At 44.4% G+C, this 21,487-nt stretch carries 18 protein-coding genes; 9 read left to right on the top strand and 9 right to left on the bottom strand.

Features of this window, described 5'->3' with window-relative positions; all coding sequences use genetic code 11:
- Positions 1–81: 81 nt before the first annotated feature.
- The 3 genes from AACR09_RS01770 to AACR09_RS01760 all read right to left on the bottom strand — a co-directional run bounded on the left by AACR09_RS01770 (position 82) and on the right by AACR09_RS01760 (position 3,725).
- On the bottom strand, positions 82–852 hold the full coding sequence (locus tag AACR09_RS01770; protein ID WP_004735456.1) for an ABC transporter permease: 771 nt from the start codon (positions 850–852) through the stop codon (positions 82–84).
- 1 nt (position 853) lies between these two features.
- Positions 854–1,771, bottom strand: a complete 918-nt coding sequence (locus tag AACR09_RS01765; RefSeq protein ID WP_017087409.1) for an ABC transporter ATP-binding protein — start codon at positions 1,769–1,771, stop codon at positions 854–856.
- Positions 1,772–2,093: 322 nt separating this feature from the next.
- Positions 2,094–3,725 carry a SulP family inorganic anion transporter gene (locus AACR09_RS01760; RefSeq protein ID WP_193836206.1) on the bottom strand — a complete coding sequence of 544 codons (1,632 nt, stop codon included), beginning with the start codon at positions 3,723–3,725 and terminating at the stop codon, positions 2,094–2,096.
- A gap of 287 nt (positions 3,726–4,012) precedes the next feature.
- Between AACR09_RS01760 and can the strand changes: the two genes are divergently transcribed.
- Complete coding sequence (gene can, locus AACR09_RS01755) at positions 4,013–4,672, top strand: carbonate dehydratase (RefSeq protein WP_004735453.1); 660 nt, start codon at positions 4,013–4,015, stop codon at positions 4,670–4,672.
- A 78-nt stretch (positions 4,673–4,750) separates the two neighbouring features.
- On the opposite strand, the gene hpt is transcribed toward can, so the two are convergent.
- Positions 4,751–5,281: a hypoxanthine phosphoribosyltransferase gene (hpt, locus tag AACR09_RS01750; protein WP_004735452.1), complete on the bottom strand. Its 531-nt coding sequence runs from the start codon at positions 5,279–5,281 to the stop codon at positions 4,751–4,753.
- Positions 5,282–5,618: 337 nt separating this feature from the next.
- Between hpt and AACR09_RS01745 the strand changes: the two genes are divergently transcribed.
- The gene (locus AACR09_RS01745; RefSeq protein ID WP_017079965.1) at positions 5,619–6,224 is read left to right on the top strand and encodes a LuxR/HapR/OpaR family quorum-sensing transcriptional regulator; all 606 of its coding nucleotides are present in this window, start codon (positions 5,619–5,621) and stop codon (positions 6,222–6,224) included.
- A 192-nt stretch (positions 6,225–6,416) separates the two neighbouring features.
- Here the strand turns inward: AACR09_RS01745 and lpdA are convergent, their stop codons facing one another.
- The 5 genes from lpdA to ampD form a co-directional block, all read right to left on the bottom strand.
- On the bottom strand, positions 6,417–7,844 hold the full coding sequence (lpdA, locus tag AACR09_RS01740) for a dihydrolipoyl dehydrogenase (RefSeq protein ID WP_004735450.1): 1,428 nt from the start codon (positions 7,842–7,844) through the stop codon (positions 6,417–6,419).
- A gap of 242 nt (positions 7,845–8,086) precedes the next feature.
- Complete coding sequence (aceF, locus tag AACR09_RS01735; RefSeq protein ID WP_061022511.1) at positions 8,087–9,976, bottom strand: pyruvate dehydrogenase complex dihydrolipoyllysine-residue acetyltransferase; 1,890 nt, start codon at positions 9,974–9,976, stop codon at positions 8,087–8,089.
- Between the two features lie 26 nt (positions 9,977–10,002).
- On the bottom strand, positions 10,003–12,666 hold the full coding sequence (aceE, locus tag AACR09_RS01730; RefSeq protein WP_004735447.1) for a pyruvate dehydrogenase (acetyl-transferring), homodimeric type: 2,664 nt from the start codon (positions 12,664–12,666) through the stop codon (positions 10,003–10,005).
- Between the two features lie 62 nt (positions 12,667–12,728).
- Positions 12,729–13,490, bottom strand: coding sequence for a pyruvate dehydrogenase complex transcriptional repressor PdhR (pdhR, locus tag AACR09_RS01725; RefSeq protein WP_004735446.1), 762 nt, complete (start codon positions 13,488–13,490; stop codon positions 12,729–12,731).
- Between the two features lie 480 nt (positions 13,491–13,970).
- Positions 13,971–14,570, bottom strand: coding sequence for a 1,6-anhydro-N-acetylmuramyl-L-alanine amidase AmpD (gene ampD, locus AACR09_RS01720; protein WP_054541864.1), 600 nt, complete (start codon positions 14,568–14,570; stop codon positions 13,971–13,973).
- A gap of 83 nt (positions 14,571–14,653) precedes the next feature.
- Here ampD and nadC point away from each other — a divergent pair, with 83 nt between their 5' ends.
- From nadC to zapD, 7 genes are all read left to right on the top strand, one after another.
- Positions 14,654–15,544, top strand: coding sequence for a carboxylating nicotinate-nucleotide diphosphorylase (nadC, locus tag AACR09_RS01715; protein WP_017079961.1), 891 nt, complete (start codon positions 14,654–14,656; stop codon positions 15,542–15,544).
- 255 nt (positions 15,545–15,799) lie between these two features.
- Positions 15,800–16,198 carry a type IV pilin protein gene (locus AACR09_RS01710; RefSeq protein ID WP_193835919.1) on the top strand — a complete coding sequence of 133 codons (399 nt, stop codon included), beginning with the start codon at positions 15,800–15,802 and terminating at the stop codon, positions 16,196–16,198.
- On the top strand, positions 16,199–17,884 hold the full coding sequence (gene pilB / locus AACR09_RS01705; RefSeq protein WP_193835918.1) for a type IV-A pilus assembly ATPase PilB: 1,686 nt from the start codon (positions 16,199–16,201) through the stop codon (positions 17,882–17,884).
- A gap of 14 nt (positions 17,885–17,898) precedes the next feature.
- Positions 17,899–19,128: a type II secretion system F family protein gene (locus tag AACR09_RS01700; RefSeq protein WP_193835917.1), complete on the top strand. Its 1,230-nt coding sequence runs from the start codon at positions 17,899–17,901 to the stop codon at positions 19,126–19,128.
- A gap of 67 nt (positions 19,129–19,195) precedes the next feature.
- Positions 19,196–20,065, top strand: coding sequence for a prepilin peptidase (locus AACR09_RS01695; RefSeq protein ID WP_004735439.1), 870 nt, complete (start codon positions 19,196–19,198; stop codon positions 20,063–20,065).
- A gap of 2 nt (positions 20,066–20,067) precedes the next feature.
- Positions 20,068–20,682, top strand: a complete 615-nt coding sequence (gene coaE / locus AACR09_RS01690; RefSeq protein ID WP_017088713.1) for a dephospho-CoA kinase — start codon at positions 20,068–20,070, stop codon at positions 20,680–20,682.
- Positions 20,683–20,708: 26 nt separating this feature from the next.
- On the top strand, positions 20,709–21,449 hold the full coding sequence (gene zapD, locus AACR09_RS01685) for a cell division protein ZapD (protein ID WP_017087400.1): 741 nt from the start codon (positions 20,709–20,711) through the stop codon (positions 21,447–21,449).
- Positions 21,450–21,487 lie beyond the last annotated feature (38 nt).

Here is a 21,487-nt window from a genome sequence, read left to right as displayed (position 1 = left end):
TTCTGCTCTTAATGCAAAACATAAAAAAGGTCGATGTTATATCGACCTTTTTCTTTACCTGTTACTTAGATTAACCAAAGGTTAGCTACGTAAGCCAATCCCCTTAGTCACTAGATAGTGTGCAACGCCATACAGCGCTACGATAAACACACCCAATACACCAAATGACGTTACAATACCCACATCAGACACTCCCAAGAAGCCATATCTGAACGCGTTAACCATGTACACAATTGGGTTCAGTTTCGACACACCTTGCCAAAATTCAGGCAATAGACTGATCGAGTAAAACACACCGCCAAGGTACGTCAGCGGCGTTAAGATAAAGGTCGGGATAATAGAGATATCGTCAAACGTGCGTGCAAAAACAGCGTTGATTAAGCCGCCCAGAGCGAACACAACCGACGTTAGAAATACTGTCGCAATAATCACGCCCCAATGGTCAACTTGCAGATCGACAAAGAAAAGCGATACGAATGTGACTATGGTACCCACTAACAAGCCACGCACCACACCGCCCATTACGAAACCAGCAATAATCACGTAGTTAGGAACTGGCGCTACAAGTAGCTCTTCAATGTTCTTCTGGAATTTGGCACTAAAAAACGACGAAGCAACGTTGGAATATGAGTTAGTGATCACCGACATCATGATCAGGCCGGGAACAATGTATTCCATGTAGCTAAAGCCGTTCATTTCACCAATACGCGCACCGATAAGATTGCCAAAGATGATGAAATACAGCGTCATGGTAATCGCAGGCGGGACAAGTGTTTGTACCCAGATACGAGTAAAGCGATTGATCTCTTTGGTCAACAAGCTACAGAAAGCGGTCCAATATAGGCTGTACATATTATTTACTCCCCTCACGGACAATACTCACAAATAGCTCTTCTAAACGGTTTGCTTTGTTACGCATAGAGAGGACTTTCACCTGCTGTTCACTCAATTGAGCAAAGATGGTATTCAAACCTAGGTTCTTGTCGATTTCGATTTCTAGCGAACCATTAACCATCACTTGGCTATTCACACCTTCAAGTTTAGGTTCAGTGGCGCCCTCTTCAAGATCAAGAATAAAGGTCTCTGCACTCAACTTACCCAGCAGCGACTTCATTGTTGTATTCTCGATCAGCTCACCACGGTTGATGATACCAATGTTACGACACAGCATTTCCGCTTCTTCTAGGTAGTGCGTCGTCAAGATAATAGTAATGCCCTGCTTCTCATTGATCTCCTTCAGAAACCCCCACATTGAACGACGCAGTTCAATATCAACGCCCGCCGTTGGCTCATCAAGAATCAACAAATGAGGCTCATGCATCAGCGCACGTGCGATCATCAAACGACGCTTCATACCACCAGACAAGTTACGTGCACGTTCGCCACGCTTTTCCCACAAATCGAGCTGAGATAAGTATTTTTTCGCTCGCTCTTTCGCCAATGCTTTTGGCACACCGTAATAACCCGCTTGTTGTAGTACGATCTGCTCAACGGTTTCGAACGGGTTAAAGTTAAACTCTTGAGGCACTAGACCTAAGTTCTGTTTCGCCAACTCCAGATCGGTATCAATGTCGTAGCCGAACACTTTGACCTTGCCTGAAGTTTTGTTAACCAGTGAAGAAATAACACCAATGGTGGTTGATTTACCTGCACCATTTGGACCAAGCAGAGCGTAAAAATCGCCTTTTTCTACTTGTAAACTAACGCCTTTAAGAGCCTCAAAGCCCCCTGCATAAGTTTTTCTTAATTGCTCAATTTCTAATGCATACATAGAGATAGACTGCCATTTGCTATAGATAAGATGTTGATGACCAAGCTTGAGGAAGAGAGTAATTGCTTAAAACGAGCTAGCAGAAAACTAACCCAAACTTGTTTACTCGGCCATTTTGCAAACAAGTTTATCGTTGATTAACGATTAATACAAATACCGAGTGAGGGTTTCTTTCGAAAGCGAACAAGAATATTAGCGACGTAAAGACCAGTTCAGTGTTCAGTAAACATAAAAATGCCGTTAAGTTATTCACTTGACGGCATTAATCACCAATACTAGATTTGGCGTCTATAACTGATTCATGTCAGATTATTGCTGAAAATTAGACTGACTCAAATTGATGTTCATCTCTATCAACATAGCTTGTTGCAGCTGTCAAAGCTTCATATCTGAATCGATAAGTATTGGATTCCGGCACAAGGTCAATCACATGGAATTTCTCTAGCTGCTGACGAGTATTCTCATTCGGACACAGTAAGTACACTTCACACTGCGCATCCAACGCATCTTTAATCGCATTTTCTAGTGCAAGCCCAACCGTCACATCAATCATAGGTACATCTGTCAGATCTAGAATCATCGCTTCGTAATCAGAGATACTAGAGTGCTGACGTGAAATCGCCTTTGAAACACTGAATATCATCGGCCCAGAAAGGTAAAAGAACAGCACTTTACCATTGGCACTATCCAGTAGCTGACGTTCGCTATCGGTCAATGGGATATCGTCTTCATCATCACCATCACTGATCGCCTTAACTTGTCTAGCTTGCTCTCGGCTCAATCTTTCAATAATTAGGATATTCGAGATAAAAACACCCAGTCCGACAGCAATAATCAAGTCCACGAATACAGTCAACAGCATAACGCCGTACATTACACCCATGCCGGCATAACTCACCTTGTGTGCTCGCTGGATAAAGCTCCAGTCAAGAATATTGAAACCAACATACATCGCAATGCCAGCCAATACCGCCATAGGGATTGGTTCGGTTAAGCCACCCGCAACCAATACCACAAATGCCAAAACTAAGGCTCGAATAACACCAGAAAGTGGAGAGCGAGCACCCACCTGAATATTGGTTACGGTACCCATGGTTGCGCCCGCACCGGGTAGCGCACCAAACAGACCAGAGATCATATTCGCGATGCCTTGGCCACGAAGTTCTTTGTCTGAATCATGCTCTTTACGAGTCAGTGAATCTCCGATAACCGCAGTCAAAAGCGTATCAATACAACCAAGAGTACCCAGCACCAAGGCATCAATAACCATGGTCGTAAATTGTTCAGAACTGATTGTCGGAATAACGAGAGAGGGTAAACCAGCGGGGATCTCACCGATACGGCGGATAGAGTCGGTATCAAAAATAATGACGGATAAAAGGGTGACAGCAACCAAAGCAACCAGTTGAGCGGGCACATACTTACGATATTTAGCCGGAAAACCAAACAGAATACCGAGTGTTAATGCCCCTAAAAACAGTTCGCTTATTTTCAGATGGGCTAACGTATCAGGCAATGCGGAAAGCGTGCCCATCACCCCGCCAGATGGAGCCGCATGTCCTAACAATGGTGATAACTGCAAGATAATCAGAATAACGCCGATACCCGACATAAACCCAGAAATCACGCTATATGGCATCAAAGTAACGTATTTTCCAAGCTTTAAGGTACCAAGTAATATCTGAAAAGCACCCGCCATCATGACCACGGTAAAGGTCATTGCCATTCCGGTTTCAGGATATTTGGCCACCATGCTTGTCATCACTGCTGTCATGATCACCGTCATCGGCCCGGTAGGCTCTGATATTAAGCTGCTTGAGCCGCCAAACAGTGCGGCAAATAGGCCAACCATGATGGCGCCCCAAAGGCCAGCTTCCGCGCCCGCACCAGACGCAACACCAAATGCCAACGCTAAAGGCAATGAAATGATGGCTGTGGTGACACCACCAAACATGTCTCCTTTGAGACTGATATCCGCAAAACGACTTCCAAACAAAACACACCTTCCTGATGATGAAAATGACAAACCTTATCACTTTAACAAATGAGTTAATCAGACAGAAAGTGTTAATTCAATCACATTATTCATGACTTATAACCAGATAGTAGTTTCTGTGCTAAGTTAATGATCTTAACGACTAGAACACGTCAGATGAGTACGTGTTGACGCAGTTTTTACGGGATTGAATTTGTAACATTGTGTATAGTTACAATTCTTAATGAAGGGATGTAAGACGCAAAATGCCAGAGATTAAACAGCTTTTTGAAAACAACTCTAAATGGTCTGAAGAAATTCGATCTCAAAGACCTGAGTATTTTACAACGCTTGAAGAAGGGCAAAGCCCTGGCTTTCTATGGATTGGCTGCTCTGATAGCCGAGTACCGGCCGAGCGTCTCACTGGTTTGTATTCTGGCGAACTATTTGTTCATCGAAATGTAGCAAACCAAGTGGTTCATACCGATCTCAACTGCTTATCCGTTGTGCAATACGCCGTTGACGTACTCAAAGTTAAACACATCATTGTATGCGGTCACTATGGCTGTGGTGGTGTTAATGCAGCGATTGATAACCCTAAACTTGGCCTTATCAACAACTGGCTACTCCACATTCGCGATAACTACCTTAAGTACCGTAAGCAAATTGAATCTCTACCTCGTGAACAATGGGGTGACAAGTTGTGCGAAATTAACGTTGCAGAGCAAGTCTACAACCTTGGTAACTCAACCATCATGCAAACCGCATGGGAACGTGGACAAGATATTGAAATCCACGGCGTAGTTTATGGTATTGGTAACGGCAAGCTACAAGACCTTGGCGTTCGTTGTTCAAGTAATGACACGTTAGAAAATAGTCACTTAGAAGCGCTTGAAAAAATCCTATCGTCTCCAACTCTTGGTTAACCTTTAACATCTAACCAGTAGATATAAGAAAGGCTCGCATTGTGCGAGCCTTTTTTGTTTTTCTTCACAGAACAGTGATTACTCTTGAGGTACTACTTTACCGATGTACGGTAGGTGACGATATTTTTGTGCGTAGTCGATACCAACACCAACAACGAACTCGTCAGGAATTTCAAAACCAATCCACTTTGTATCGACAATCACTTCACGGCGAGAAGGCTTGTCTAATAACGTACAGATTTCGATAGATTTAGGGCCACGTAGGCTCAAAATCTCTTTCACTTTAGTCAGTGTGTTACCTGTATCGATAATGTCTTCTACAAGCAGAACATCTTTACCTTGGATATCATCATCAAGGTCTTTCAAAATACGAACATCACGTGAGCTTTCCATGCCGTTGCCGTAGCTAGACGCGGTCATGAAATCAACTTGGTGAGTTAAATCGATAGCACGAGCAAGATCCGCCATAAAGACAAAAGATCCACGTAATAAGCCAACTAAAACTAGATCTTCACTGCCTTTGTAGTGCTCCGTGATCTGCTTGCCTAGTACGTTCACTCGATCCTGAACTTCTTGCTCAGAGATCATGACTTCAACTGTATGCTTCATACTGCTCTCATTTTATTTGGTGATTGCGACGAATGTTGACAGTTTCGTCAGTTGTGTCGCTCAATTTTGTGAGTAAGTCTAGCACTGCTCAAATACCCACACCACCTTATGGTTCTAATTTACTGTGAGATTCTCAATTAAATGTGCGCTGATGCCCTATCCAATACTCGCTTCCTTTCACATCAATCCTGATCACGCTTTATGTATCAAGTTTGATGTAACTGTCTATAAAACAAGCTCAAAGGATTGACCATTCGCATATGCACCATTACACTCATCTTGGCTTAAATAATAATAAAATCATTAATATAAAAATTTCGTTGGCAAGGAAAATAAAATGGACTCAATATCTAAGAGACCTAGAACTAGGCTTTCACCTTTAAAAAGAAAACTTCAATTGATGGAAATCGCTCTTGAGGTATTCTCTCGCCGCGGTATTGGTCGTGGTGGACACGCTGATATTGCAGACATCGCTCAGGTGTCTGTAGCAACCGTATTTAACTACTTCCCGACCCGTGAAGATCTGGTTGATGAAGTACTAAATCACGTTGTACGCCAATTCTCTAACTTCCTTTCAGACAATATCGATCTGGATATTCACGCAAAACAAAACCTACATAATATTGCGACTGAAATGGTGACGTTAGTGGCTCACGATAGCCATTGGTTGAACGTATGGTTTGAATGGAGCGCTTCGACTCGTGATGAAGTATGGCCTCTATTCGTAACCACCAACCGCACTAACCAAATGTTAGTACAAAACATGTTTAGCAAAGCGATTGAACGCGGCGAAGTTTGCGACGATCACGATCCTAAACATCTAGCGAACCTATTCCACGGCATCTGCTACTCGCTGTTCATTCAAGCGAAACGTGTAGAAACGCCAGAAGAGCTTTCAAGCTTAACGGATAGCTACTTGAACATGCTGTGCATTTATAAGTAGATTCGAGTAAATAATTTAAGGGTTGGCCTAATCGGTCAACCCTTTTTTTGTAGAATGGAATGGCTCTTCGCATCCCGAAGCGAAGCGTACTCGCATCTCGGAGTGAAACGTTCCTGTTCCTTACTTCAGACATAAAAAAACCGCTGACGAATCAGCGGCTTTTAAAAACATTAGCGAGTGGCTAAAGAAGAATTACTTCTTCTTTTTTACTGCTTTTTTGTTTGGAAGGTCAGTGATTGAACCTTCGAATACTTCCGCAGCTAGACCAACAGACTCGTGTAGAGTTGGGTGAGCGTGGATAGTAAGAGCGATATCTTCTGCATCACAACCCATTTCGATTGCTAGGCCGATTTCGCCAAGAAGTTCACCACCGTTAGTACCAACAACAGCACCACCGATTACGCGATGAGTATCTTTATCGAAGATCATCTTAGTCATACCGTCAGCACAGTCTGAAGCGATTGCACGACCAGAAGCAGCCCAAGGGAAAGTAGCAACTTCGTAGTTCAGGCCTTCCGCTTTCGCTTCTTTCTCAGTCTTACCTACCCAAGCAACTTCTGGCTCAGTGTACGCAATTGATGGAATTACTTTAGGATCGAAGTAGTGCTTCTTACCAGAGATAACTTCAGCAGCTACGTGACCTTCATGCACACCTTTGTGAGCAAGCATTGGTTGACCAACAACGTCACCGATCGCGTGGATGTGAGGAACGTTAGTACGCATTTGCTTATCAACATTGATGAAGCCACGCTCATCAACTTCGATACCCGCTTTTTCAGCGTCGATAAGTGCACCGTTTGGAACACGACCGATAGCAACAAGAACAGCATCGTAGCGCTCAGCTTCAGCTGGTGCTTTTTTGCCTTCCATTGATACGTAGATACCGTCTTCTTTCGCTTCAACAGCAGTCACTTTAGTTTCAAGCATTAGCTTGAACTTGTTCTTGATGCGTTTAGTGAAGACTTTAACGATGTCTTTATCCGCAGCAGGGATAACTTGATCGAACATCTCAACAACTTCAACTTTAGAACCTAGAGAGTGGTAAACCGTACCCATCTCAAGACCGATGATACCGCCGCCCATGATAAGCAGTTTTTCTGGTACTTCGTTTAGTTCTAGTGCATCCGTAGAATCCCAAATACGTGGGTCTTCATGTGGGATGAAAGGAAGTTTGATTGGGCGAGAACCCGCTGCAATGATTGCATTATCAAAGTTAATTGTTGTCGTTTCTTCGCCAACAACTTCGATGCTGTTAGGACCAGTAAACTTACCGAAACCGTTAACAACAGTAACATTACGCATCTTAGCCATACCGCCAAGACCGCCAGTCAGTTGATCAACTACTTTGTCTTTCCAGATACGAACTTTGTTGATGTCCGTTTGTGGCTCGCCGAATACAACGCCGTGCTCTGCCATCGCTTTTGCTTCTTCAATTACTTTAGATACGTGAAGAAGTGCTTTTGATGGAATACAACCAACGTTTAGACATACACCACCAAGAGTGCTGTAACGTTCAACTAGTACTGTTTCTAGACCTAAATCCGCACAACGGAATGCCGCTGAGTAGCCAGCAGGACCTGAACCAAGTACAACAACTTGGGCTTTAATTTCTTTGCTCATTGTGACCTCTTGTAGTCATTATCCCTAACAGGCTGAGTAGATGTTCTTAAAATTATTGGGCTTTCAAACAGGAAACATTTTACAGAGATGTTAACAGTGTGAAAGTAGCTTTAAGTTAGCCTGTGAGCTAGACAACAATTCCCCCGCAGTTTATGAGAAATGCCGGAAACTGTTCTCTAAAAATAGTCTTTATATAAAGAATTAAGGTGACCCGAAAGTCACCTTAATAATTACTTTCTCAATTACAGTACTAGACGACGAATGTCAGATAGTGCGCTGTTTAGGAAAGTAATGAAGCGTGCACCTTCAGCACCATCGATCACGCGGTGATCGTATGATAGAGACAGTGGAAGCTGTAGACGTGGTTGGAACTCTTTACCATTCCAAACTGGCTTAATCTCAGACTTAGATACACCTAGGATACCTACTTCTGGAGCATTTACGATTGGAGTAAATGCAGTACCGCCAATACCACCAAGGCTAGAGATTGTGAAACAACCGCCTTGCATGTCTGCTGCTGTTAGCTTACCAGAGCGTGCTTTCTTAGAAACAACCATTAGTTCTTCAGATAGCTCGTAAATACCTTTCTTGTTCACGTCTTTGAAAACAGGAACAACTAGGCCGTTTGGTGTATCAACTGCGATACCCACGTTTACGTACTTCTTAAGAATGATGCTTTCGCCATCGTCAGATAGAGACGAGTTGAATGCAGGGAATGCTTCTAGCGCTTTAGCAACAGCTTTCATGATGAACACAAGTGGAGTGATCTTCATGCCAGTGTCTTTCTTCGCTTCGATTGCATTCTGTTCTTTACGGAATGCTTCTAGCTCAGTGATATCTGCGTTGTCCCACTGTGTAACGTGCGGGATCATTACCCAGTTACGGTGCAGGTTAGCGCCAGAGATCTTCTTAATCTTAGAAAGCTTCTGAACTTCAGTTTCGCCGAACTTGCTGAAGTCAACTTTTGGCCACGGTAGTAGACCAAGAGCAGAACCGTCGCCGCCTTTGCCAGATGCTGCAGCACCAGACTCTAGACGCTTAAGTGCATCTTTAACGTAAGACTGAACGTCTTCTTTAAGGATACGGCTCTTACGACCAGTACCTTTAACCTTAGAAAGGTTAACGCCAAATTCGCGAGCAAGACGACGAACAACTGGAGAAGCGTGCGCGTAGTCACCGTTCTCTTGGAAGTCGCCAGCTGCTGGAGCTACTGCTTCTGCTTTAGGTGCAGGTGCTGCTGCCGGAGCTGCTGCTTGTGCTGGAGCTGAAGCCGCTACTGCTACTGGAGCTGCGCCTTCAACAACGAAAGTCATGATTGAAGAGCCTGTTGACACTTTGTCGCCAGCTGCAATCTTGATTTCTTTTACTGTACCAGCGAATGGTGCAGGCACTTCCATTGAAGCTTTGTCGCCTTCAACAGTAATTAGAGATTGCTCTTCTTCTACTGTATCGCCAACCGCTACCATGATTTCAGTAACTTCTACTTCGTCGCCACCGATATCAGGAACGTTCACTTCTTTCTCAGCAGATGCTGCTGGAGCCGCTGCAACTGGTGCTGCCGCTGGAGCAGGAGCTGCTGCAACTGGAGCGCCAGAACCTGCCACTTCAAATACCATTACTAGAGAACCAGTAGATACTGAATCACCAGAAGCGATCTTGATTTCTTTAACGATACCAGCGAATGGTGCAGGAACTTCCATTGAAGCCTTGTCACCTTCAACAGTAAGAAGAGATTGCTCTTCTTCTACTGCGTCGCCAATAGCTACCATGATTTCAGTTACTTCAACTTCATCACCGCCGATATCAGGAACGTGAACTTCTTTAAGCTCAGCTGCTGCAGGAGCAGCTGCAACTGGTGCCGCCGCTTCAACTGCTGGAGCAGCCGGTGCTGCTGCAGCACCTTCCGCTTCGAAGATCATGATAAGAGAACCAGTAGAAACAGAATCACCTTCTGAAATCTTGATTTCTTTAACGATACCCGCTTGAGACGCAGGAACTTCCATTGAAGCTTTGTCGCCTTCAACAGTGATCAGTGACTGCTCTTCTTCAACCTTGTCGCCAACGTTTACAAGAATCTCAGTTACTTCAACCTCGTCAGCACCGATGTCTGGTACATTAATTTCGATTGTCATTGTATTTACCTACCTTAATGCCAGTCTTATGCGTATTGCGGGTTAGTTTTTTCAGTGTCGATATCGAACTTAGCAATTGCTTCAGCAACAACAGACTTCTCGATATCACCACGTTTAGCCAGTTCAGTTAGAGCTGCAACTACGATGTAGCCAGCGTTAACTTCGAAGTGACGACGTAGGTTTGCACGGCTGTCAGAACGGCCGAAACCATCTGTACCAAGTACTTTGTAAGACTCAGTTGGCATGTACGCACGTACTTGCTCAGCGTAGTTCTTCATGTAGTCAGTCACTGCGATTGCAGGTTCTTTACCAAGAACAGTCGTGATGTACGGTACTTTCTCTTCAGCTTCTGGGTGAAGCATGTTGTCACGCTCTACCGCTTGGCCGTCACGAGTTAGTTCGTTGAACGACGTTACAGAGAATACGTCAGATGCTACGCCGTACTCTTCGCTTAGAATTTCAGCGGCTTTACGCGCTTCGTTCATGATAGTACCAGAGCTCATTAGTTGAACTTTGCCCTTAGCACCAGCGTGAGATTCAAGCTTGTAGATACCCTTACGAATGCCTTCTTCAGCGCCTTCTGGCATTGCTGGCATTGCGTAGTTCTCGTTCATTACTGTTAGGTAGTAGTAAACGTTCTCTTGGTTCTCACCGTACATGCGACGGATACCGTCTTGCATGATAACCGCTAGCTCGTAAGCAAACGTTGGGTCGTAAGAGATACAGTTAGGGATCGTGTTCGCTTGAATGTGCGAGTGACCATCTTCGTGCTGTAGACCTTCACCATTCAGTGTTGTACGACCTGCAGTAGCACCTAGTAGGAAGCCACGAGCTTGTTGGTCGCCTGCTAACCAAGCCATGTCGCCAATACGTTGGAAACCGAACATTGAGTAGTAGATGTAGAACGGGATCATCGGTAGATCGTTTGTGCTGTATGAAGTTGCAGCAGCAACCCATGAAGCCATAGAACCTAGTTCGTTGATACCTTCTTGAAGAACTTGACCAGACGTTGCTTCTTTGTAGTAAGAAACGATGCCTTTATCTTCAGGTGTGTATTCTTGACCGTGTGGGTTGTAGATACCAACCTGACGGAATAGACCTTCCATACCGAATGTACGAGCTTCATCACAGATGATAGGAACAATGTTCTTACCAATGTTCTTATCTTTAAGAAGGATGTTTAGCGTACGTACATAAGCCATAGTTGTAGAGATATCACGCTTCTGCTCACCTAGTAGAGGTGCGAATGCGTCTAGCTCAGGAACCTTGAACTCTTGAGTAAACTTAGGAAGACGTGCAGGCGTGTAACCGTGAAGAGCGTTACGACGAGCGTGCATGTATTCGTACTCAGGCGTGCCTTCTTCTAACTTCAGGTAAGGAAGCTCTGTGATTTTCTCATCAGAAAGAAGGTCTTCTAGGCCTAGGCGATCACGTAGGTGTTGAACATGAGTCATGTCCATTTTCTTAACACCGTGTGCAATGTTCTTACCTTCAGCCGCATCACCCATGCCGTAACCTTTAACAGTCTTAGCTAGGATTACAGTTGGCTTACCGTTTGTCTCTTGTGCATTGTTAAATGCAGCAAACAGTTTAGAAGAATCATGACCACCGCGCTTAAGAGCGAAGATTTCGTCATCAGTCATGTCTGCAACGAGTGCAGCTGTTTCTGGGTACTTACCAAAGAAGTGCTCACGTACGTATGCGCCATCTTTAGATTTGAATGTCTGGTAGTCACCATCGATAGTTTCGTTCATTAGTTGAAGAAGCTTACCAGTCGTGTCTTTAGCCAGTAGTGAATCCCAGTTGCTACCCCAGATAACTTTAACAACGTTCCAACCTGCGCCTTTAAATAGGCCTTCAAGTTCTTGGATGATGCTACCGTTACCCATTACAGGGCCGTCTAGACGCTGTAGGTTACAGTTGATTAGGAAACATAGGTTGTCTAGCTTCTCACGCGCAGCGAAAGAGATAGCACCACGTGATTCTGGCTCATCCATCTCACCGTCACCTAGGAACGCGTATACGCGTTGCGCTGAAGTTTCTTTCAGGCCACGGCCGTCAAGGTACTTAAGGAAGCGCGCTTGGTAGATCGCAGAGATCGGACCAAGACCCATAGATACAGTAGGGAACTGCCAGAACTCAGGCATCAGTTTCGGGTGCGGGTAAGAAGGGATACCTTTACCATCAACTTCTTGACGGAAGTTATCTAGCTGTTCTTCAGTTAGACGACCTTCAACGAATGCACGAGAGTAGATACCTGGAGAGATGTGACCTTGGTAATAAACTAGATCGCCACCGTCCGTCTCATTTGGAGCACGGAAGAAGTGGTTGAAACATACTTCGTAGAACGCTGCAGCTGACTGGTAAGAAGCCATGTGACCACCAAGGTCTAGGTCTTTCTTAGAAGCACGCAATACAATCATGATTGCGTTCCAGCGAATAATCGAACGAATACGACGCTCAAGAGTTACGTCACCAGGGTAAGCTGGCTCTTGTGCTGCTGGAATTGTGTTGATGTAGTTTGTGTTGATGCCTGTAGCCATATCAACACCATCTAAACGCGCTTTATCTAGAACTTGTTCTAGTAAAAACTGTGCACGTTCTACACCTTCTTCACGTACTACTGACTCAAGAGCTTCTAACCAATCTTGAGTTTCCAGAGCATCAACGTCATGCTTCATGTCAGACATGGCGATCTATCCTTTTTGTTAGTTGGATTCTACTAAACACGTAAATAGCCGAAGTATTACGGCTATTTACCCTGTTGAATTCGACGTAAAGAACGTTCGCGGCGCGATTCTTCTTTGGTCAAATCCATCAATGTTTCTTCGATGTAAGCTAAATGAGAATGTGACATTTCACGCGCCTGTTCTGGCTGCCCTGAAACGATCGCATCTACAATGTTAGCTCGATGTATACTCACTTTCTCCACAACGTCTTTACGACGATGCAACAGCTTTAAATTTTCTAAGACATTTTGTTCGAGTAACGGAGCCAAACTACGAACAATGTGTAATAACACCACATTGTGCGCTGCCTCTGTTAAAGCAATAAGAAAAGCCATCACTGCTGCAGATTCGGCTTCAATATCACCCTTATCTTGCGCGCCGTGAATTTTTTCTTGGCATGCTTGAATTCGAGCAAAGTCTTCATCAGTGCCACGCAATGCCGCAAAGTAAGCCGAAATCCCTTCCATCGCATGACGCGATTCCAACAAGTCTAGTTGGGTTTCAGAATGGGACGACAACAAATTAAGCAAAGGATCTGAAAAGCTTTTCCAGATATTTTCGCTAACAAACGTACCTCCACCTTGACGGCGAGTAAGCAAGCGTTTTGCTTCTAAACGTTGTATCGCTTCTCGGATTGAAGGACGAGACACATCGAACTGTTTCGCTAGTTCGCGCTCAGGCGGCAACTGCTGCCCTGGAGCCAGTGTTCCTTCCACTATCAACCTTTCTAACTCTTGTTCGATGACGTCCGAGAGTTTTGGCTGACGAATCCTTTGATAAGCCATAGTTTGTTGTTCTTCTTTTTCTTCGCTGACAATTGGTAATACCAATTTTAAGTTGGGCAGAAATTAACATAATTAAAACGCCACTGTCCAGTGCAAAATTGACCTGCATCATAGAACACAGCATGAATTAACCATGATTTAACAAATGAAATTTAAAACAGCAACCAAATTGGTCTTACCATTTACAGGGGTAATACTTTTGGGGAGGTTTCGTGCTAGAAAGTTTCAGGATAAAAATGAATTGTTTCAGAAAGATTAGTGCCACTTGTTTAAAAATCAAACCAAGCGCACATTTAGGATGGAAATTCTGTTCATAAGTTTTAATAAATTAGCGTTTGATAAGCTCGTCACACTCTCGATTTATTGATGCTCTCCTCTCCACCACTTTCTTTACATAGCAACAACAAAAATTCACAAGTCATTATGCCAGGCGTTGACTATTCAACGCCTAACAGCAGTAAGGCTATCTAAAGTTGAGGGTTAGCCCTTGAGCTTTTCTTTAAATTTCTGCCAGTCGAAAACCAAACCAGGATCGGTTTTGCGCAGAGGCGCAATATATTGGTGGCCTGTGATTCGTTCAGTGGTAATTTGAGGGAAGCTCGATACCAGTGTTTCCGTTAATTGGGTAAGCGCTTGATACTGCTGCTCGGTGTAAGCCACAAAGTCACTGCCTTCCAGTTCAATACCAATCGAGTAATCATTACACCTTTCACGGCCTGCAAAGCTGGACTGGCCAGCGTGCCAAGCTCTATCAAGGAACGAAACAAACTGCACAACCTCACCATCACGACGAATCAAGCAGTGTGCAGACACACCCATTTGGTGAATCACTTGAAAAAACGGGTGTTCTTCTGGGTCAAGTTTGCCCGTAAAAAACTGTTCGATGTAAGGCCCACCAAATTGCCCCGGAGGTAAACTAATGTTGTGAACCACCAGCAGAGAGATATCGCAGACACTAGGTCTAACATCAAAATACGGGGAAGGAACATGCCGAGCGTTGTCATACCATCCGTTGGAGCTGATCGTCATCTTGGTCTCACTTTCTTTTCTGCTAGCACAATAAGATGTGACCTTACCCATAGAGCAGTCACGCTAGCCTCTTTAATTTGAAGTTAAGCAAGAGTATCATTCCATTCCCACTCCCTTTCAAGATTAGATTTGCGATGAAAAACACACATAACAGCCACCAACGCCTTGACTACTTAAAAGAGCAACTGCCTCTAGAGATCACTCGCTCAGTGGCTGAGACCATCAAAGAAGATCTAGGCGGAACGTTAGATCCAGCGGCTGATATTACGGCAAGTCTAATCCCAGCAGACGCAATCAACAGCGCTACCATCATTACCCGTGAGCACGGTGTGTTCTGTGGTAAAGCTTGGGCTGATGAAGTGTTTAAGCAATTGGGCGGTGAGGTGACTATCGAGTGGAACGTAGAAGATGGCGACAAGGTTGAACCAAACCAAACGCTTTGTAGCTTAACTGGCCCAGCACGTGCGCTATTAACCGGTGAGCGTAATGCCATGAACTTCATTCAAACGCTATCTGGCTGTGCGACAACAACAGCGATCTACGCAGACAAAGTTAAGCACACCGAATGCCGCCTGTTAGACACTCGTAAAACAATTCCTGGCCTTCGCAGCGCATTAAAATACGCTGTCGCTTGTGGTGGCGGTTTCAACCACCGTATCGGTGTTTTCGATGCTTACCTAATCAAAGAAAACCACATCATCGCCTGTGGTGGTATTGAAAAAGCTATCTCGACAGCAAAAGAGCTTAACCCGGGTAAGCCAGTGGAAGTTGAAACGGAAAGCCTAGCAGAGCTAGAGCAAGCGATCAGCGCTGGCGCAGACATCATCATGCTAGACAACTTCACCACAGACATGATGCGTGAAGCGGTTAAAATCAATGCGGGCCGTGCTGCATTAGAAAACTCAGGTAACGTCACTCTCGACACTATCGCAGAGTTCGCTGAAACGGGTGTTGATTACATCTCTGTTGGTGCACTGACTAAGCATCTAAAAGCGATGGACCTATCCATGAGATTTAAAGCGTAATTAACTGAATAGTAAATATATTTCCGTCAAAGGCATTGTTGATAACAGTGCCTTTTTTATTACCTAAATTATCAGTATTTCAATCACTTATTTAAGTTGGTCGCATAATTTTGCGAGCCATATGAAACACCACACTAATAAACACGAAACCACTCGCGGCCAAACCTGAACACCATTCCACTTCCCCATCTCGACTTTTATTCTTTCCATCAACCAGTGCTTGCGCTGAAACAAACTAAACAATGGAATAGAACAATGAATAACAAAAACAAAAGAACAAATCAGAAAGGCTTTACGCTGATTGAATTGATGATTGTGGTGGCAGTGATCGGAGTTCTATCTGCGATTGCTATCCCAAAATATCAAGAATACGTTGAAAAAGGTGCTTTAGGAGCGGCATTAGCAACGGCAACAGCTCTCAAAACAAATTATGAAGATTACTTGGCAGTGAGTGGGGCGGCTCCTACAAGTTCAGCAGCAATTGGGGCGACAGACTTTAGTATAGGTACTATTGCTGTAACTTCTGGCGGGATTGATGTGACAATAACTAGTGGTGGTGGCAAAGGCAGTTCAGTTTCTTTATCTAGGGTCGATGATAGCTGGTCATGTGATGTTAGCTCAGCAAGGAGCGTCATCCTTAACGGCTGCTCATAAGTGCTAACCAACCTCCCAACCGTTCTACGCCAGGCTAACCTTCTTAGTCTGACTCAAGAACAAGCCGTTGCGGAACATGTACACGCTTCAGGTGTTTCGACACCTGAAGCTTTGCTCGTTCTGGATTTGTTCAGCGGCGATTCCTTAGCAAAAAACATCAAAACCATTTTCGGTTTACCGTTAGTTCAACTAGCCGATACGGATTATGAATCCTTGTGTGAGCAATTAGGGCTTCGTGAACTGATAACCAAGTATCGCACTATCCCAATATCTGTTTCTAGTTCAACTCTCACACTTGCCTCGGCCGACCCGACCGACTTACAAGCTGAAGATGACTTTCGATTCGCAACCGGATTGCAGATTGAGTTAGTTGTCGCTAACTACTCTGAACTAGAAGGCGCAATACGAAAGCTGTATGGACGTTCGATTTCCGGGCAAGACTCCAAGCGTAAAGAGATCACTCAAGATGAGCTCGCTAACCTTGTTAAGATATCTGACGACGAGATAACGTCCATTGAAGACCTTAGCCAAGATGACTCCCCTGTCAGTCGCTTTATCAATCAGATACTGGTTGATGCAGCACGTAAAGGCGCATCGGACATCCACTTCGAACCTTATGAAGAAAACTACCGCGTACGTCTACGTTGCGATGGCATCCTTGTCGAAATTCAACAGCCCGCCTCTCATTTAAGTCGTCGCCTATCGGCTCGCTTGAAGATTCTCGCCAAACTTGATATTGCCGAACGTCGTTTGCCTCAAGATGGTCGTATCAAACTGCGCTTAAATGACGAACTGGCGATTGATATGCGTGTATCTACACTGCCAACATTATGGGGAGAAAAGATCGTTCTTCGTCTTTTAGACAGCAGCGCTGCCAATCTCGATATCGATAAGCTCGGTTACAGCGAGGATCAAAAAGCACTCTACCTTAATGCATTGAAACGCCCGCAAGGTATGATCTTAATGACCGGTCCAACCGGCAGCGGTAAAACGGTTTCTCTTTATACTGGCCTTCACGTTCTTAACACAACAGAACGCAACATCTCAACAGCCGAAGATCCTGTTGAAATCAACCTGTGTGGCATCAATCAAGTACAAGTGACGCCTAAGATCGGCTTTGGTTTCGCTGAAGCGTTGCGATCATTTTTACGACAAGATCCTGATGTGGTGATGGTCGGAGAGATCCGTGATTTGGAAACCGCAGAGATCGCGATCAAAGCCTCTCAAACAGGCCACTTAGTGCTTTCGACACTGCACACCAATTCTGCAGCAGAAACCGTGACTCGCCTCTCTCATATGGGAATAGAACCCTTTAACCTCGCTTCATCATTAAGCCTGATTATCGCCCAACGACTGGCAAGACGATTGTGCGACCACTGTAAAGCCGCTGATGACTCACCTGATATATTTCTACGCCACTCTATTCCCAATAGCCAAATCATCTACAAAGCCAGCTCACAAGGATGTAATGAGTGTAATCAGGGATACTCTGGGCGAGTCGGTATCTATGAAGTCATGCCGTTTAGTGACCAACTGAAAAGCAGCCTGATAGACAAGCCGAACGCGTTAGCCATTGAAAACTTGGCACGCCGAGAAGGCATGAGAACTTTACAAGAGTCAGGGCTAGATAAACTGCTTGAAGGCACCACCAGCTATCAAGAGCTACAACGTGTTCTATACCTATAATTCACGGAGCGAAAATGAGTAGTAAAAGCAAACAGTCACAACTAAAAAACTACCATTGGAAGGGAATCAATAGTTCTGGCAAGAAAGTATCAGGGCAGAGCTTAGCGCTCACCGAATTAGAAGTGCGAGAGAAGCTCAAAGAACAGCATATTCAGATTAAGAAAATCAAAAAGAAAAGTATTTCAGCCGTCACTCGTTTAACCCATAGAGTCAAAGCCAAAGACATCACTATTTTGACTCGCCAACTGGCTACCATGCTCGCCACTGGTGTGCCGATCGTGCAAGCCATCAAGCTGGTCTCAGACAACCATCGCAAAGCTGAGATGAAATCTATCTTGTCGCATATCTGTAAAGGCGTAGAAGCAGGCACTCCTATTTCAAAAGCGATGCGAACCGCAAGCCGCCACTTTGATGACCTCTATACCGACTTGGTCGCGACAGGCGAACTCTCCGGCAACCTTGCACAAGTATTTGAACGCTTGGCGACCTATCGTGAAAAGAGTGAGCAACTAAAATCCAAGGTTATAAAGGCGCTCATCTATCCTGCAATGGTTGTTGCGGTCGCCCTTACCGTTTCCTACTTAATGCTGACCATGGTCATCCCTGAATTTGAATCGATGTTTTCTGGTTTCGGAGCAGACTTACCTTGGTTCACCCAGCAAGTGCTTTATCTTTCCCATTGGATGCAGGCTTATAGTTTCTATAGTGCCATCGGTATTGGTTTACTAATTCTGTCTTTTCAGCAACTGCGTCAGCGATCCTACTCGATTCGACTTTCAACCAGTCGCCTTGGTTTACGCTTCCCGATATTGGGTGCTGTCATCACCAAGGCATCGATTGCAAAGTTCAGCCGAACACTTTCAACCAGTTTCAGTTCAGGGATTCCTATTTTAACCAGCCTTAAAACAACGGCTAAAACCGCAGGCAACCTGCATTATGAATCGGCCATCATCGAGGTTCACCGTGAAACTTCCGCAGGCATGCCGATGTACATTGCAATGCGCAATACCAATGCCTTCCCAGAGATGGTTTTGCAGATGGTGATGATTGGTGAAGAGTCCGGAAATCTTGATGATATGCTCAATAAAGTCGCTTCCATTTACGAGTTCGAAGTAGACAACACCGTCGATAACCTAGGTAAGATTCTAGAGCCACTGATCATCGTATTTTTAGGCACCGTAGTTGGCGGACTTGTTGTCGCGATGTACTTACCGATCTTTAATCTTATGAGTGTGTTAGGATAGTTAAAAGCAACTAAACACCCATGAGCAGCCAACCTCTGCTCACCTTGATTAAGTGGTAAAGGACACTATGGAAGTATTTCACTACTATCCTTGGCTATTCCCCGTATTAGCTTTCATTTTTAGCCTTCTTATCGGCAGCTTCCTCAACGTAGTCATCCACCGTTTACCGATAATGATGGAACGAGAGTGGCAACAAGAGTGCTCGGAGTATTTCTCTCAATATAAAATTCCAGCACCAGAGGGAAAGTTCAATCTCAGTATCCCTCGTTCTACCTGCCCGAAATGTAAAACCCAATTAAGAATCATCGACAATATTCCAGTATTAAGTTGGTTGTTCTTAAAGGGCAAGTGCCATAGCTGTGCTAACCCAATCAGCGCTCGTTATCCATTGGTCGAACTGCTTACGGCGATACTTTGTACCGTAGTCGCGAGCCACTTTGGTTTCAGTTACTACGCCATCGCTCTGATTTTTTTCACGTTTGCATTGATTACCGCAACCTTTATCGATCTCGATACTATGCTGCTGCCAGATCAAATTACCTTACCTTTAGTTTGGTCTGGTATCGCGTTAGCTCTGTTTAATATCAGCCCAGTATCGCTTCAAGATTCTGTGATTGGCGCAATGGCAGGTTATCTAGCGCTATGGTCTGTTTACTGGTTATTCAAACTACTGACAGGCAAAGAAGGCATGGGTTACGGCGACTTCAAACTTCTGGCTGCGCTTGGCGCGTGGCTCGGTTGGCAACATCTCCCAATGATCATTCTTCTATCCTCACTTGTCGGTTTAGTTTTCGGATTGATTCAACTTCGCTTGAAACAACAAGGCATAGATAAAGCCTTTCCCTTTGGACCTTACCTTGCAATTGCGGGTTGGGTGAGTTTGATGTGGGGTAACGACATCATGGGTTGGTATTTCACTTCTGTACTAGGAATTTAACCATGGCAATCATTATCGGATTAAGCGGTGGTATCGCCAGTGGAAAAACCACCGTTGCTAACCTCTTCAATGAGCATTTTAATATTGATATTGTCGATGCTGATATCGTTGCACGCGAAGTCGTTGCAGTGGGCAGTGACGGCTTAAAGCAGATTACCGACCATTTTGGTGAGGCTATCTTACTTGAAGATGGAGCACTCAACCGAAGTAAGCTACGTGAGTTAATCTTCTCGGATCCCACAGAGAAACAATGGCTCAATGACCTGCTTCATCCCATGATCCGTAACAAAATTGACAGTGACCTGTCTAAAGTCACATCCCCTTATGGTTTATTAGTCGCACCTCTATTGGTTGAAAACCAAATGCAAAGCATGGCCGATCGCGTATTAATCGTTGATGTGCCAACAGAAGTGCAAATAGAGCGTACGATGAGTCGTGATAATGTTTCTAGGGAACAAGTTGCATCAATTTTAAAATCACAGGCTTCAAGAGAACAACGCTTAGCAGTTGCAGATGACGTGATTAAAAACCATACTAAAAACCAAGAACTTTTGCCTCAAATCACAGATTTACATCAAAAGTATCTGGCAATCAGTACTGTAGATGGGTCAGAATAGAATAATGTTGAATGAAGGTTTGCTCGATGATCACCCACAAATTTGAACATCCTCTAAATGAGAAAACACGCATCTACTTAAGAGTTGAATCACTCTTGAGGCAGCTGCACTTGTCTTCTACATTTTCCGATGCTCAACAGTATCAACTCTTTTTCCGTTCCATCTTTGATCTGATTGAAATCTTCGAACAGATCCAACTCAAGAGTGAACTTGCAAAAGATATTGAGAAGCAGCGTGTAACCTACAAAAGTTGGTTAGATGTTGAAGGTGTCGATCAAGAGATGCTGACTTCACTACTCAACGATATTAGTAACATCTATCGTGAACTGATGCAGGCGGAGCGTTTTGGGCAGTCACTTAAAGAAGACCGCTTCTTGAGTGCCATACGTCAACGCTTTAATTTACCAGGTGGCTCATGCTGCTTTGATTTACCCGCACTGCATTATTGGCTGCATCTTCCTCTCGATAAGAGAATGCGAGATGCCAAAGCTTGGATGGATAGCCTACAGCCTCTGTATGAAGCGCTAACACTATGGTTAAAGCTCACCAGAGAGACTGGTCACTTTAAAGAGCAAATTGCTCGCGCTGGCTTCTTCCAGAGCGATGCTGATGAAGCGAATATCCTTCGCCTTTCTATTCCAATGCAATACGGTGCTTACCCGATGATCTCCGGGCATAAAAACCGTTTTGCCGTTAAGTTCATGAGCTTTGAAACAGGACAAGCCTGTACTCAAGACATCGAATTTGAATTGGCTGTCTGCAGCTAATTAATTTCCTTTTATAGTTTGGCTTGAGCCCTCACTCG

Source organism: Vibrio sp. OPT20 (genome assembly GCF_963889365.1).
Taxonomy (GTDB): domain Bacteria; phylum Pseudomonadota; class Gammaproteobacteria; order Enterobacterales; family Vibrionaceae; genus Vibrio; species Vibrio splendidus.
Note: the sequence above shows the minus strand (reverse complement) of the source record. Positions and strands in the feature narration are given on the sequence as shown.

What these genes read in the sequence shown, in the direction of transcription:
- AACR09_RS01760 (WP_193836206.1), bottom strand. Translation starts at nt 3,725, where the DNA reads ATGTTTGGTGGTGTCACCACAGCCATCATTTCATTGCCTTTAGCGTTG.
- hpt (WP_004735452.1), bottom strand. Translation starts at nt 5,281, where the DNA reads ATGAAGCATACAGTTGAAGTCATGATCTCTGAGCAAGAAGTTCAGGAT.
- AACR09_RS01710 (WP_193835919.1), top strand. Translation starts at nt 15,800, where the DNA reads ATGAATAACAAAAACAAAAGAACAAATCAGAAAGGCTTTACGCTGATT.
- AACR09_RS01765 (WP_017087409.1), bottom strand. Translation starts at nt 1,771, where the DNA reads ATGTATGCATTAGAAATTGAGCAATTAAGAAAAACTTATGCAGGGGGC.
- aceE (WP_004735447.1), bottom strand. Translation starts at nt 12,666, where the DNA reads ATGTCTGACATGAAGCATGACGTTGATGCTCTGGAAACTCAAGATTGG.
- nadC (WP_017079961.1), top strand. Translation starts at nt 14,654, where the DNA reads ATGAAAAACACACATAACAGCCACCAACGCCTTGACTACTTAAAAGAG.
- AACR09_RS01745 (WP_017079965.1), top strand. Translation starts at nt 5,619, where the DNA reads ATGGACTCAATATCTAAGAGACCTAGAACTAGGCTTTCACCTTTAAAA.
- aceF (WP_061022511.1), bottom strand. Translation starts at nt 9,976, where the DNA reads ATGACAATCGAAATTAATGTACCAGACATCGGTGCTGACGAGGTTGAA.
- AACR09_RS01700 (WP_193835917.1), top strand. Translation starts at nt 17,899, where the DNA reads ATGAGTAGTAAAAGCAAACAGTCACAACTAAAAAACTACCATTGGAAG.
- lpdA (WP_004735450.1), bottom strand. Translation starts at nt 7,844, where the DNA reads ATGAGCAAAGAAATTAAAGCCCAAGTTGTTGTACTTGGTTCAGGTCCT.
- zapD (WP_017087400.1), top strand. Translation starts at nt 20,709, where the DNA reads ATGATCACCCACAAATTTGAACATCCTCTAAATGAGAAAACACGCATC.
- can (WP_004735453.1), top strand. Translation starts at nt 4,013, where the DNA reads ATGCCAGAGATTAAACAGCTTTTTGAAAACAACTCTAAATGGTCTGAA.
- pdhR (WP_004735446.1), bottom strand. Translation starts at nt 13,490, where the DNA reads ATGGCTTATCAAAGGATTCGTCAGCCAAAACTCTCGGACGTCATCGAA.
- ampD (WP_054541864.1), bottom strand. Translation starts at nt 14,570, where the DNA reads ATGGGTAAGGTCACATCTTATTGTGCTAGCAGAAAAGAAAGTGAGACC.
- AACR09_RS01695 (WP_004735439.1), top strand. Translation starts at nt 19,196, where the DNA reads ATGGAAGTATTTCACTACTATCCTTGGCTATTCCCCGTATTAGCTTTC.
- coaE (WP_017088713.1), top strand. Translation starts at nt 20,068, where the DNA reads ATGGCAATCATTATCGGATTAAGCGGTGGTATCGCCAGTGGAAAAACC.
- AACR09_RS01770 (WP_004735456.1), bottom strand. Translation starts at nt 852, where the DNA reads ATGTACAGCCTATATTGGACCGCTTTCTGTAGCTTGTTGACCAAAGAG.